This window comes from Parasphingorhabdus sp. (genome assembly GCF_965233695.1).
Classification (GTDB): domain Bacteria; phylum Pseudomonadota; class Alphaproteobacteria; order Sphingomonadales; family Sphingomonadaceae; genus Parasphingorhabdus.
This window is the reverse complement of the sequence record NZ_OZ247497.1, coordinates 1,789,492-1,801,949: the sequence shown is the minus strand read 5'-3', so window position 1 is coordinate 1,801,949 and position 12,458 is coordinate 1,789,492. Positions and strand designations below refer to the sequence as shown.

The 12,458-nt window shown below is 53.2% G+C and carries 12 protein-coding genes; 4 read left to right on the top strand and 8 right to left on the bottom strand.

All coding sequences use genetic code 11. The features are described 5' to 3' along the window. Positions 1–16: 16 nt before the first annotated feature. A complete protein-coding gene (locus tag ACO6S1_RS08550; RefSeq protein ID WP_422345890.1) occupies positions 17–679 on the bottom strand; it encodes an MBL fold metallo-hydrolase in 663 nt (220 codons plus the stop codon). 68 nt (positions 680–747) lie between these two features. Further along, positions 748–1,620: a LysR substrate-binding domain-containing protein gene (locus tag ACO6S1_RS08545; RefSeq protein WP_422345889.1), complete on the bottom strand. Its 873-nt coding sequence runs from the start codon at positions 1,618–1,620 to the stop codon at positions 748–750. A gap of 116 nt (positions 1,621–1,736) precedes the next feature. Here ACO6S1_RS08545 and ACO6S1_RS08540 point away from each other — a divergent pair, with 116 nt between their 5' ends. Then, positions 1,737–3,227, top strand: coding sequence for an NADP-dependent isocitrate dehydrogenase (locus ACO6S1_RS08540; protein ID WP_422345888.1), 1,491 nt, complete (start codon positions 1,737–1,739; stop codon positions 3,225–3,227). A 78-nt stretch (positions 3,228–3,305) separates the two neighbouring features. Here ACO6S1_RS08540 and ACO6S1_RS08535 read toward each other — a convergent pair whose 3' ends face one another. Continuing rightward, positions 3,306–3,932 carry a TetR/AcrR family transcriptional regulator gene (locus ACO6S1_RS08535; RefSeq protein WP_422345887.1) on the bottom strand — a complete coding sequence of 209 codons (627 nt, stop codon included), beginning with the start codon at positions 3,930–3,932 and terminating at the stop codon, positions 3,306–3,308. 126 nt (positions 3,933–4,058) lie between these two features. Here ACO6S1_RS08535 and ACO6S1_RS08530 point away from each other — a divergent pair, with 126 nt between their 5' ends. The 3 genes from ACO6S1_RS08530 to ACO6S1_RS08520 are packed head-to-tail and all read left to right on the top strand — an operon-like array spanning position 4,059 to position 8,566. Beyond that, complete coding sequence (locus tag ACO6S1_RS08530; RefSeq protein WP_422345886.1) at positions 4,059–6,377, top strand: TonB-dependent receptor; 2,319 nt, start codon at positions 4,059–4,061, stop codon at positions 6,375–6,377. 8 nt (positions 6,378–6,385) lie between these two features. Then, the gene (locus ACO6S1_RS08525) at positions 6,386–7,291 is read left to right on the top strand and encodes an alpha/beta fold hydrolase (RefSeq protein ID WP_422345885.1); all 906 of its coding nucleotides are present in this window, start codon (positions 6,386–6,388) and stop codon (positions 7,289–7,291) included. Continuing rightward, on the top strand, positions 7,292–8,566 hold the full coding sequence (locus ACO6S1_RS08520; RefSeq protein ID WP_422345884.1) for a spinster family MFS transporter: 1,275 nt from the start codon (positions 7,292–7,294) through the stop codon (positions 8,564–8,566). A 339-nt stretch (positions 8,567–8,905) separates the two neighbouring features. Here ACO6S1_RS08520 and ACO6S1_RS08515 read toward each other — a convergent pair whose 3' ends face one another. From ACO6S1_RS08515 to ACO6S1_RS08495, 5 genes are all read right to left on the bottom strand, one after another. After that, positions 8,906–9,580, bottom strand: coding sequence for a transposase (locus tag ACO6S1_RS08515; RefSeq protein WP_422345883.1), 675 nt, complete (start codon positions 9,578–9,580; stop codon positions 8,906–8,908). A gap of 168 nt (positions 9,581–9,748) precedes the next feature. Next, positions 9,749–9,910, bottom strand: a complete 162-nt coding sequence (locus ACO6S1_RS08510; protein ID WP_422345882.1) for a hypothetical protein — start codon at positions 9,908–9,910, stop codon at positions 9,749–9,751. Positions 9,911–9,918: 8 nt separating this feature from the next. After that, complete coding sequence (locus ACO6S1_RS08505; protein WP_422345881.1) at positions 9,919–10,788, bottom strand: RHS repeat-associated core domain-containing protein; 870 nt, start codon at positions 10,786–10,788, stop codon at positions 9,919–9,921. Between the two features lie 97 nt (positions 10,789–10,885). Continuing rightward, positions 10,886–11,341 (bottom strand): hypothetical protein, encoded by a 456-nt coding sequence (locus ACO6S1_RS08500; protein WP_422345880.1) that lies wholly within the window; start codon positions 11,339–11,341, stop codon positions 10,886–10,888. A 593-nt stretch (positions 11,342–11,934) separates the two neighbouring features. Beyond that, entirely contained in the window at positions 11,935–12,429 is a 495-nt protein-coding gene (locus ACO6S1_RS08495; protein WP_422345879.1) for a tetratricopeptide repeat protein, read from the bottom strand. Positions 12,430–12,458: the final 29 nt, after the last annotated feature.

Below are 12,458 nucleotides of genomic sequence, written 5' to 3'. Positions count from 1 at the left end.
GCGGTCCGGCTATCGCCTATCGTGCAGCGAGCACATCATCCGCGACAAATGCATTGGTCTTGCGTTCATAGCCAAATTGGCTGGTTGGACCATGGCCGGGAATGAATGTTACATCATCGCCGAGCGGCCAGAGCTTCTGGGTAATCGCATTGATCAGATCCTGATGATTGCCGCGCGGGAAATCCGTGCGTCCAATCGAACCCTGAAAGATCACATCACCGACAACCGCCAATTTTGAAGGCTTATGATAAAAAATCACATGGCCGGGCGTGTGGCCGGGACAATGGATAACGTCGAGAACCAGATCGCCGACAGTGACCTGATCGCCATCGTTTAACCAACGATCCGGTTCAAAGCTTTTCGCCACCATTCCGTATCGCGCACCATCGCCGTCCAGTTGCTCGATCCAGAACAGGTCATCCTTGTGCGGCCCCTCAATCGGCAGGCCCAGTTCCTCGGCGAGCATCCCGGCTTGTCCGCAATGATCGAGATGGCCGTGGGTGATGATGATCTTTTCCAGGTCCACGCCATGCTCCGCCACCGCCGCCTTGAGCCGCGAAAGATCGCCACCCGGATCGCTAAGCGCTGCTTTGTTGGTTTTGGTGCACCATAAAAGCGTGCAATTCTGCTGGAGCGGGGTGACCGGAATGATCACCGCCTTTAAGGGAGCTTCTGTCATAACGGCTATTTGGCGGTGTCGTGCCCAAGTTGCAAGGCTTGAAGTTTTCAATCGGCAGCAGCGCCCGGTTAAAAGACGGCTTGCCCGCGCTCCAGTTCCTGAACCATCACTTCTCTCAGCCGAGCTGCGGGCGGATTGATCCCCGGAGCCTCCAGAAGCGCGATTTCGGTGTCGTCCAGCTGCGGCAATCCGGCTTCTTCATTCCCGACGATGCTGAGATCCGCAGGGACCATATCCTTGGGCAGAACCGTGATTCCCAAGCCTGCCCGAACCGCCGCCAGATTTCCGGCCAGCGCACCGCAGGTATAGGCAATGCGCCAGGGATGACGAATCTTATCCAACGCTTGCGTTGCCCGTTTGCGATAGACACAGGGTCGTGGAGAAACGACGAGGCTCAGCATATCTGCCTCATGGATTTGCGATAGTGGCGGCGCTACCCAGACCAACGGTTCGCGCCAGACCTCCCGACCCTTTATCGCGGATGCCGGTTCACGCTTGACCAGGGCCAAGTCGAGACCACCTGCATCGAACCGCTCCAGAACCTGTAAGCTTAGCTCGCACGTCACTTCGATAGCCACGCGCGGATATGTACGGGCGAAATTGGCGAGAACCGACTGCAAATGGGTTGTCGCAAAATCTTCAGGAGCCCCAATACGCACAATCCCGGCCAATTCCGGTTCACGGATACGGGCAACAAGTTCATCATTGAGTGAAAGAATGCGCCGCGCATGATCCAGAATAAGTTCGCCATCCGGCGTTAACAAGAGCCCTTGTCGGGAACGCGCGAGCAATGTCACGCCAAGGCGTTCTTCTAACCGCTTCATTTGCAACGACACAGCTGATTGCCCCCGCAATAGCCGCTCTGCCGCTCCCGAAAAACTGCCGCAATCCACGATGGTCACAAATGTACGCAGCAAATTGGCATCGATGGTCGAAGGCATGGTCATGCCCAATAGTTATATTGATTTTTGTAATTCTACAATCATTATATATCAATTTTTGTAATCTTGTCTTGATTGCTATGCTGTGTTCAACACAAACCCACAGGAGCAAAATCATGAAACTCGACCTGCAGACACTGAAGGAGAACGCACCAGTCAATATCGTCAACCCAGTACCCGTAACCGTTGCAGAAGGTGACGGGATCGGTCCTGAAATCATGCAGGCCACACTCGATATACTGCGCGCCGCCGGGGCAAATATCGACGTCGACAAAATTGATATTGGCGAGCGAGCCTATCTGTCGGGCAACAGCTCAGGCATTGACGATAACGCCTGGGACAGCTTGAGACGCACAAAAGTATTTCTCAAGGCACCGATCACGACCCCGCAGGGCGGCGGCTATAAAAGCTTGAACGTCACCATTCGCAAAACGCTGGGCCTGTTCGCCAACATCCGGCCATGCACGGCCTACGCGCCATTTGTCGCAACCCGACACCCTGAAATGGATGTAACAATCATTCGAGAGAATGAAGAAGATCTCTACGCGGGCATCGAGCATCGCCAGACGGACGAGGTCTATCAATGCCTGAAGCTGATCAGTCGGCCGGGCTGTGAAAAAATCGTTCGCTATGCATTTGAATATGCCCGCCTGCATCACCGCAAGAAAGTGACTTGTTTCACCAAAGACAATATCATGAAGTTCACCGACGGGCTTTTCCACAAAGTCTTTGACGAAATAGCTGTGGAATATCCTGATATTGCTTCGGATCACATGATCGTCGATATTGGCGCTGCCAGACTTGCCGATACGCCAGAAATGTTTGACGTGATCGTGATGCCGAACCTTTATGGCGACATATTGAGCGACGTCGCTGCCCAGATTACCGGTTCGGTCGGACTAGGCGCCTCGGCAAATATTGGCCAACATTGCGCTATGTTTGAGGCCATTCACGGATCGGCACCGGACTTGGCTGGACAGGATCTCGCCAATCCTTCCGGGCTATTGCTGGCTGGCATTCAAATGCTGGTCCATATCGGTCAGCCTTTGGTTGCCGGGCGGGTTCACAACGCTTGGCTCAAAACCATAGAGGACGGCATTCATACAGGCGATATCTACACTGTCGCCAATTCCAAGGAGAAAGTCGGGACGCAGGCTTTTGCTTCTGCCGTCATTGCACGCCTTGATCAGGCACCTGAGAATTTGCCAGTGGCTTCCTATCCAGAGGATGCAAAGGGAATTGTGGTACCCAAAGCCGTACGCAGACCACCAGCACAAAAAATGTTGGTCGGCGTGGATGTGTTCGTACAGTCCACCGATGATGTTGCGGCCATTGCAGAACGGCTGCAGACAAGCGAAAGCGGATTATTGAAGCTCACCATGATTACCAATCGCGGGGTAATGGTTTGGCCAAAGGGGATGCCCGAAACATTCCACACAGACCATTGGCGCTGCCGTTTCGAAGGACAGTCTGGCAAGTTGTTCAATAAAGCCATGGTGCTCGAACTTTTGTCCAAAATTCACGATGCGGGCCTCGATTTTATCAAGACCGAGCTATTGTACACGTTCGATGGCGAACCCGGATATTCCCTTGGTCAAGGACAATAGCCAGTCGGGCAAGCTATTTCGGCTTGATCTTGCTGAGGGTGCGGATGATGCAGACAGCATGCATCTGCGCATCCACAGCTAGGTTTTGGCCGACGCGATGCCGGTAGCAAGTATTTGATTGGCGATTTCGGCAATTTCAGTTGAGGATTTCTCCTCGCTCCAGATACCATATCTGAGGCCCAGAAAAACATTCATCCCCATAATTGCCCAGGCATGGGCCTCCTCAAGATCGTTGCGGAGGTCCCCTGCTTTTTCGCCTTCTTTCAAACGTTCGAATATGCGCGCTGCAGTAGCTTCATAATGTGCGCGATAGCTATCGGGATCAACAAATTCTGCTTCGTCGATTATCCGGTAAATTTCCTTATGTTCGCGGGCAAAGTTCATGAACGATTCCAGTGCCTGCTTTTCCCGCTCCAGCGCATCCTGCCATTCAGTCATCGCACTGGCGGCATCGCTTTTGACGCGCGCACTCATATCCTTCACCAACGCGCTGAACAGTTCGTCCTTCGAATCAAAATAGGTGTAGAAACTCCCCAAAGCCGTCCCGGCCCTCTGGGTAATTCCGGTGATCGAAGCTTCGTGAAAGCCCTTCTCGCCAAATTCCAGCGCCGCGGCATCCAGTAATTTCCGCTTTGTTTTCAAACCGCGAGCGGTGCGTGGTTGCTTGTCCTTGGACTCGACATGATCGGAATATTCTGTGGCCATGATGTCACGGCTAACGGCATTTTGCCGGATTGGCAAATTTCAAAGTTGAAATATGGTTCATGTTTCAGTAAAGCCATTTCAATGATCTGGAATCGCCAGACTTAAAATAACAGGAGAAGGGTTCTCATGAGATTTCAACACAGCGTTAGTTATGCAGCTTTGGTTTCGGGCTTGGCGACGGCACTACTGGTTCCGACAGCGGCCCATGCGCAGGCCGGCGAAGCAGCGACCCAGGACACAGATGACGGCACAATTGTTGTCACTGCACGCCGTCGCGAAGAGCGTCTGGTTGATGTGCCCCTTTCCATTACTGCGATCAGCGGCGACGATCTTGCTGCCTCGGGTGTGCAGGACATCACCGAAATCGGTCAGGAAGTTCCCAACCTGACACTGGAAGTGTCACGCGGCACCAATACCACCCTCACCGCCTTTATCCGCGGCGTGGGTCAGCAGGACCCGGTTGCCGGATTTGAAGCTGGCGTGGGTCTCTATGTTGATGATGTCTATTTGAACCGGCCACAAGCCGCGGTGCTGGACATTTACGATGTCGAGCGCATCGAAATACTGCGCGGGCCGCAGGGCACCCTATATGGCCGCAACACCATTGGCGGTGCGATCAAATATGTCTCACGGCGCCTGCCCGAGGATATATCGGTCAAGGTCAAGGGAACCTATGGCTCCTATGATCAGGCGGACCTGATCGTCACCGCTTCCACCCCGATTACCGACAGTCTGCGCATTGGTGCCAGCGGCGCGCGGCTAAGCCGCGGCGGCTTTGGCGATAATCTGGTGCAGCCGGGTGTTGAAAATTACAACAAGGACGTCTGGGCGGCGCGTGGCAGCATTGAATATGATGATAACGGATTTTTCGTGCGCCTGTCCGGCGACTATATCCGCGACGAAAGCGACCCGCGTCAGGGCCATCGATTGATCACCAGCCTGCTAACCGAAGCGCCGGTTCTGGATGATGTCTTTGATACGCGGGCCGGTTTGACCGTTCCCGAACAGCTGGTCGAGGCCTATGGCGGATCACTGCTCATCGAAGCACCCGTATCGGACAATATTACCTTCAAAAGCATCACCGCCTATCGCGAAGACAAGTCGTCGTCCAATATCGACTTTGACAGCTTGCCATCCGAAGATCTCGACGTTCCGGTTATCTACGAGAATGACCAGTTCAGTCAGGAATTCCAGATCCTCTATGAAAGCGACAATCTGAATGGTGTGCTGGGTGCTTATTATTTGGATGCCAATGCCTTCAACGTGTTCGATGTGTTGCTGTCTACAAGTTTTCTCGGGTTCAATGCCCAAACGCTAGGCGATGTCGACACCAAAACATGGTCACTCTTCGGCGATTTTACCTACGATATTTCTGACCAGCTGAGCCTTTCGGTTGGCGGCCGCTATACCAATGACAAGCGCAGCGCACGGATTTTGCGGACAAGCTTTCTTGGCGGATTTTCCGACGAGTTTGGCGGCACGGGTGTTCCGATTGCAGTAACATCAGACTTTGACGGTAGCGATACATTCAAGGAATTTACCCCGCGCGCATCGATCAGCTGGAAACCGGATGAAAACCACAATATCTATTTCACCTATTCGCGGGGATTCAAAGGTGGCGGGTTCGATCCACGCGGCCAGACCAGCCAGACGCCTGATTTTGATCAGGACGGAACTGTTTCTGCCGACGAAATATTCGACTTTCTCAAGTTTGATCCGGAAACCGTCGACAGTTATGAACTGGGCTGGAAAGCATCCTTGCTCGACAACCGCCTGAACGTCAGTGTCGCTGTGTTCAAGGGCGATTATTCCGATGTTCAGATACCAGGCTCTGTCGGCGTTGATACCGATGGGGATGGAACCAACGACAACTTTGCCGGCATCACCTCCAATGCCGCCAGCGCGGACGTTAATGGCTTCGAATTTGAAGGCCGCGCTCTGGTCGGCAAGGATTTTGCCGGCGCTGGCAGCCGGTTCAATGTCAGCTGGTCGCTTGGCTATCTCGATGCGAAGTTCAATACGTTTATCGACAATCTTGGCAATGACGTCGCCGACGAACGGGTGTTTCAGAACACGCCGGACTGGACCGGCAGCATGTCGTTCAATCTCGGCCTACCAGTCGCCAGCGGGATGCTCGATCTGATCAGCTCGATATCCTTCCGCAGCGATGCCAGCCAGTTTGAATCGCCCAATCCGTTTCTCGACCAAGACGGCTTTGCATTGGTCGATGCCAGCCTGGTCTATACCGATGACAGCGATCTTTTCTCCATCGGCGTCCATGGCAAGAACCTGTTCGACAAACGCTACAAGGTGGCAGGCTATAATTTCGTCACCGGCGGCCAAAATGGCGTGCCCTTTGAGTCCACTTTAGGACAGGAGGGTACATTGACCGCTTTCTTCGGCGACCCCCGGCGCGTTTTCATCACCGGCGAAATCAAGTTTTAAGCCGGGCCGTGGCGAACAACTCCCCTCAGGCGGATCGCGAACATGGCGATCCGCCTGTTTACAGGGATCATTTCTACCGCAGCGGTGACGATCGCTTGACGCTTTACGCGCGCATCTACGAGAGCGACGGACCGCCGCTGTTGCTGATGCATGGACTGACACGCAACAGCGCGGATTTCGAAGGACTTGCCGCGCATCTGGCCGGGACCTACCGCCTGATCATACCCGACCAGCGCGGACGCGGGCGGTCCGACTATGACCCGGATCCGGCCAACTATATCCCGACGACCTATGTGGTCGACATGATGGCGTTGATTGACGGTCTGAACGTTGATCACGTCGGCCTGATCGGGACATCCATGGGCGGCCTTATGGCTATGATGATGGCCGCGATGGAACCGGAACGCTTCAACATGCTGATCCTCAACGATATTGGCCCGGTCGTCGAGCAGGAGGGCCTGGACCGGATTCAGAGCTATGTCGGCGCATTACCGCCGTTCGATAGCTGGCAGGACGCTGCGGATCATTGCCGCAAAGTGCATGGCGAAACGATGGTCGGTTATGATGAGCAGGACTGGCTTTGTTTCGCAAGGCGCACATGCCGGGAACAACCTGACGGACATATTGTTTTCGCCTATGATCCTGCGATCGCACAGGGTCTGTCGGGCAATGAACAAACCGCTGTTCCGCCTGACCTCTGGCCCATGTGGGACATTCTCACCGCCATGCCGACGCTGATCATCCACGGCGCGCTTTCTGATATAATTTCTCCGGTGACCATAGCGGAAATGCAGAGCCGCCATTCGGGGGCCATCAGTGCGGTAGAGATTGCCGATCGCGGCCACGCGCCTATGCTCGATGAACCAGCTGCCGTTGCCGCAATTCGTCAATTCTTGCAAAACACGGTCCGCTAGATGGCGAGCAATGCCACTATCCCCGCGCGCGCCACGTCGCCGAATGTCGCGCTCGGCATGTTGCTGGTTGTCTATATTTTCAACTTCGTTGATCGGCAGATATTGGCGATACTCGCCGGCCCGATCCAGGCCGACCTCGACCTCAGCGACACGCAAATGGGGCTGCTCGGCGGCATTGCCTTTGCCCTGCTCTATTCCACGCTGGCCGTGCCGCTCGGCTGGATAGCGGACAAGACCAGCCGCAGCTGGGTCATCACTATCTCCCTTGGCGTGTGGAGCGGATTTACCGCCCTGTGCGGCTTTGCACAGGGCTTCTGGTCCATATTCCTTGCTCGCCTAGGCGTTGGTATCGGCGAAGCGGGCGGCGTCGCGCCGTCCTATGCATTGATCGCCGATTATTTCCCCAGCGAAAAGCGTGCCCGCGCGCTGTCCATCTATTCGCTGGGCATTCCGCTGGGCTCGGCCACCGGCGTCATCGCTGGCGGTTATATCGCCGCCACCGTCGATTGGCGGCTCGCCTTCATCGTTGTCGGGCTGTCCGGCGTCCTGATCGCACCGATATTCAAATATCTGGTTCGCGATCCAGCCAAGAAACCGGAACAGCTCACCAAACCCGAAACGCCACCCCGCTTTATCGATGTCCTCAAGCTATTGTCCAAAAAACGCGCGTTCTGGTTTCTATCCTTCGGCGCCGCCTCCAGCTCGATGCTTGGCTATGGCATCGCCTTCTGGCTGCCAAGTCTGCTGCAGCGCAGCTTTGGTCTGGACCTGATTGATACCTCGCTCTTCTTTGGGTCGATATTGCTCCTCGGCGGCGTTGCAGGGGTGATTGGTGGCGGCGTGCTGGGCGATTGGCTGGGGAACAAAGACAAAGCGGCCTATGGACTGGTCCCGGCCACCGCATTCCTGCTGGCAGTACCCTTGTTCGCAGCCGGAATTTTGAGCAATTCAGTGACCCTCGCCTTCCTTCTCTTTCTGATCCCGCAAGGCCTGGCCTATATCTGGCTCGGCCCGGTTTTGTCTGCGGTGCAGCATCTGGTGACGGCGGAAACGAGAGCCACGGCTTCTGCTTTATTTCTGCTGATCAACAACCTGATCGGCATCGGCGGCGGCATATTCTTCCTCGGCGCTTTGTCCGACAGCCTGACACCAATCTATGGTGAGGATGGCCTGCGCTACTCCATGCTGATCTCCCTGATCTTTTATGTGGTCGCCGCCGCACTTATGGCCCTCGCCGCAAAACCGCTGCGCCGCGAATGGGTGGAGGAAAGCTGACGGGCGTCTGAGGTTCAACGCCTACCAGTCACACACCTCCCCGTGCTCCGCACTTGATGCGGAGCCTAGGATGGCTGTCGCGCCCGTCTACCCTGGGCTCCGCATCAAGTGCGGAGCACCAACCTCTAGCTTCGTCCGCTTATCTCTTCCCAAAGTTCACACAATTCACACCCCCTCCTTTCTCCCTTTCACGCTCCAAAGTTCACACAATTCACACCGGTTCTTCCAGATCATCAAATATCCCGCTGCGCTCGAGTAATCCGCTGCGATCAGCCCGCTCCCATTGCAGATCATCCCATTCTTCCCGCTCGAATTACGGTGACAGTTTACTAAATACACTTAATTCTCGCTATTCTGAGAAGCCTTCGGGCCGCGCTTTTGTGCTGTCAGGGTCCGGCCTGTCTGTTTTTCCAATTCCTTCAGCCAGCGATCATTGCCCAGTGGCCGTCCCGTTGTTTCTGACTGACGCAGCGCTCGGAATGCCGCCTCGTCGCCCTCCTCTGTCCCCATAAACTTGCGGAAGCTGCCATAGCGTTCCAGAACCGGCGCCACTCTCACCAGCCCATCATCCTTGCCCTTCAGATGAGCTTTTACACTGGACCAATCCCAATCCTCTGCCGCATCCACCAATCGCGCCCGCACCGGGTTATGCGAAACATAGCGCACCGCATTGGCCAGATGTTCTTCATCCATGACAACCGAGCCAAAGCGGCCCTGCCACAGATGCCCGGTCACCCGCATACGGGCGTTGATATATCCCGTATAGCGCCGATGGGCATCGGCAAAAGTCGCGCGCAATCCATCTGCATGGCTGGGCACAATGATGATATGAACATGGTTTGGCGTCAGGCAATAACACCAAATTTCCGACCCCGCCTTTTCTGCCGCCTCGCTCAGCAAATGTTTGTAGAGCGCATAATCATCATCACTGAAAAATGTTTGCGCACGCCGGTTGCCCCTTTGCGTCACATGATGCGGGAGGCCGGGGATCACAATACGGGGTAGGCGCGCCATTCCAGCAGGCTAGGAAGATGGTGTGGGCAGGACAATAGACCAGACTTGTCAGTAACGGACAAGCAGCTTCAGTTTAGTGTATTTAGTAAACTGTCACCGTAATTCCAAACGCCCCATGCTGTCATAGCCGTAGATTGCCGAACGCTCTGTTCTTCCTCCAGAAACATATTAATCTTCATCAAAAAGAGTGAGCATTCCAACAAATATCCACGAGATTCCAATGGCGACTGCTGCAATCATCAGATTCACATCAAAAATATTGCTGACTACTAAGCCAATGATCGTCACGACCAACAACCAGACGATGGTACTAAAAATGTGTTTTTTCATTGTGCACTTCAATCATTGTTGTTTGATACCGCTGAAACTCCACTTACCGTCACGGCTGCGCCAATGGCATTAACAGACCTATTGGTTCGGCCAGCCGCCGCCTTCACCGCATCGTCTGATCCATATTTTTTCCGTAGAGCGGGATAGCTCTTGATTCGATAGTTAGACAGAGCGCCGTGGCCCCTTGCCACCCTCTTGATGGCATTACGCCGAGTCACTGCTTGAGCACCATCTTTAGCGGTCACAGCCAAGATCTTTGAGCCGCCAGCGTATACCAATCGTCCACCTCCAAGCCCTAAGCTAGCCCATTCGCCACCCTCATAGAATGGTGAACATTCATAAACCTCATCATTCGCTCCAATCAAACCACGGATCCAATGAGTGGCCCCAAAAGTTGCGCCATCAGATACACCGGCAATGAAGTTAATTGTATTCACTCGATATGAATCCGGCAGCCCGGTATAATGCTCCCAATAGGTCTTTAGGCCAAATGGGTCCATCAACCGCAGCGGGTTATTCATCGCGTAGCTGTACAGCGATGGCCCGCCCGCAAGACCGATCGGATCGGCCTGGATATAGCGGCCGGTGACCGGGTCATAATCGCGGTAGCGGTTATAATAGAGGTCGGCGAAGGTGCGGCTTTGGCCTGGAAAGCCCGGAGCGCTGTAACCGGCGGGCATGGCTATCTCACTGCCGCTGGCATCGGTATAGACCGCAGGTACACCCATATGATTGCCGTGCACCCAGCTGAGCTGCGCCGCGCCATTGCCGTCATCGGCCACAACGCTGAGCGGCATATAGCCGCCTAAGCCGTCATCCCCGCCGAACAGACCCGTATCGCCAACCGCCGGGCTCATCCAGATAAACTCGGCGTGCACATCATTGGCATCGACGCCATATTCCCCAGCACCCGGCCATTAAGATTTGGGATAAAGTAGCTTACCCAGCCACTGTTTCCTGAATTGTGACCGAAAATCAAAGTGGATCAGGCAATGCTTCTATGACCTCGCGAAAGGTTCGAGCCTGCGGCAATTTTTCCATCGTGCGCTCAACCATCCTACTACCAGGATCATCATGACTGTATCTCGCTTTTACAGCACGCAGCACTTCCTTTTTGAACTCTTCGAGACTTAGCTGTTTTTCGGATATAATGACCGGCGTTACCCAAGTCATCCAATATTTCTCACGAAAAAAAGCAGCAAGACGACTTTGCGACGGTATTTCCTCAAAGCGGTCAATTGCGAAGCTTTTCCCGGAAGCGTCCAGTATTCTCTTGATTTTGCAATATTTGTTTATTCGACTGAAGCTTTGCTTCCACATTTTCCAAACAGGTTTCGCATACGCATCATGCAGAAAAATGGAATCATCTGTCCAGAATATGGTGGGCGTCTGGATCGGGCTGTGATTAATCGCCTGAGGAAATTCAGTCATCGCTATCTGCTCCAGCCATCCCTATTCCGACAGCTGTTGTGGGCGCCACAGTCCAAGTCGGAACTCGCAACAATTGTTGTGTAGGGAAAGACCATTTGTTGGCGACACGCGAACCTTTGGGACGCCGCCATTATGATCCGCAGCCAGACCCATATAGGCACTTCCAAGGTTACGCCTGGAGCATTTCATTCGGCTTTTGACTTAAGCCAATTTCTGACTCTGAAAAGGAGTGAGCCTATACCCAGTCCTGACAAGTAAGAGTAAATCATATCGTTTCCATTTAAGTTACTATAAATAGCAGTTATAGAAAAAATAGCGATATTCAAAATAAACAGTGCAATATATATTAGTGACCATATCAGAAAGTTAACACCTACTTTTGAAGACCATATTTTTTTGAATATTTTTCAACCCAGGAAATCATATTAAGAAAAAATCCGATAATGAACGCAATCATCATATACAGTAAATAGCTCATTTTGCTTTTCCCAATAAAGCTGCCAAGATGTTTCTGATCGCAGAACTAAGCCCAACTGGTAGCTTCGCAAACCGCGATAGAGAATGGGCAAAACAACAATAAAGCTGGCCCGACCTCAGTCTAGTCGCCTGTCACGGCAGGCCTCTAATAACTCTGCCTTTGAGCGAAGCCGATCAATCCAAGTCTGCTCGTTATCATCAACAGCGCTTAAATCTTCCTTGGCTGCCTCAAAATCACCAATTTTGCAGTAACAAAACGCCCTATTAAAACGACACCAGCTATCAAAGTAAGAAAAACGAAGTTTTTCACCAATCTCAATCGCATTCGACAACGAAAAAATAGCACCTTCAAAATCAGATTTCTGTATGCAATATCTTGCTTTCGTAGCGTGAGTACTTGGTTCGTCAAAACGAATTCTAATTGCTTTATCTATGTCTGACATCGCGTTTTCAAGATCGCCACTCGTATGATACACATCAGATCGAAGAGACCATGTCCAAACCTCATTAGGAAATTCGATCAAGAGACTATTGACTCGATCCAGTGCTAGATCCGGCTGCTGCCGGGCGAGAAGAATAATCTCTTTCCTTATTTTTTGCTTATCCCTCATCAGGTCTCCAATTCTTTGGACGGCTACTT

Coding starts and splice junctions, on each gene's coding strand:
- ACO6S1_RS08550 (WP_422345890.1), bottom strand. CDS start 679: ATGACAGAAGCTCCCTTAAAGGCGGTGATCATTCCGGTCACCCCGCTC.
- ACO6S1_RS08545 (WP_422345889.1), bottom strand. CDS start 1,620: ATGCCTTCGACCATCGATGCCAATTTGCTGCGTACATTTGTGACCATC.
- ACO6S1_RS08540 (WP_422345888.1), top strand. CDS start 1,737: ATGAAACTCGACCTGCAGACACTGAAGGAGAACGCACCAGTCAATATC.
- ACO6S1_RS08535 (WP_422345887.1), bottom strand. CDS start 3,932: ATGGCCACAGAATATTCCGATCATGTCGAGTCCAAGGACAAGCAACCA.
- ACO6S1_RS08530 (WP_422345886.1), top strand. CDS start 4,059: ATGAGATTTCAACACAGCGTTAGTTATGCAGCTTTGGTTTCGGGCTTG.
- ACO6S1_RS08520 (WP_422345884.1), top strand. CDS start 7,292: ATGGCGAGCAATGCCACTATCCCCGCGCGCGCCACGTCGCCGAATGTC.
- ACO6S1_RS08515 (WP_422345883.1), bottom strand. CDS start 9,580: ATGGCGCGCCTACCCCGTATTGTGATCCCCGGCCTCCCGCATCATGTG.
- ACO6S1_RS08510 (WP_422345882.1), bottom strand. CDS start 9,910: ATGAAAAAACACATTTTTAGTACCATCGTCTGGTTGTTGGTCGTGACG.
- ACO6S1_RS08500 (WP_422345880.1), bottom strand. CDS start 11,341: ATGACTGAATTTCCTCAGGCGATTAATCACAGCCCGATCCAGACGCCC.
- ACO6S1_RS08495 (WP_422345879.1), bottom strand. CDS start 12,429: ATGAGGGATAAGCAAAAAATAAGGAAAGAGATTATTCTTCTCGCCCGG.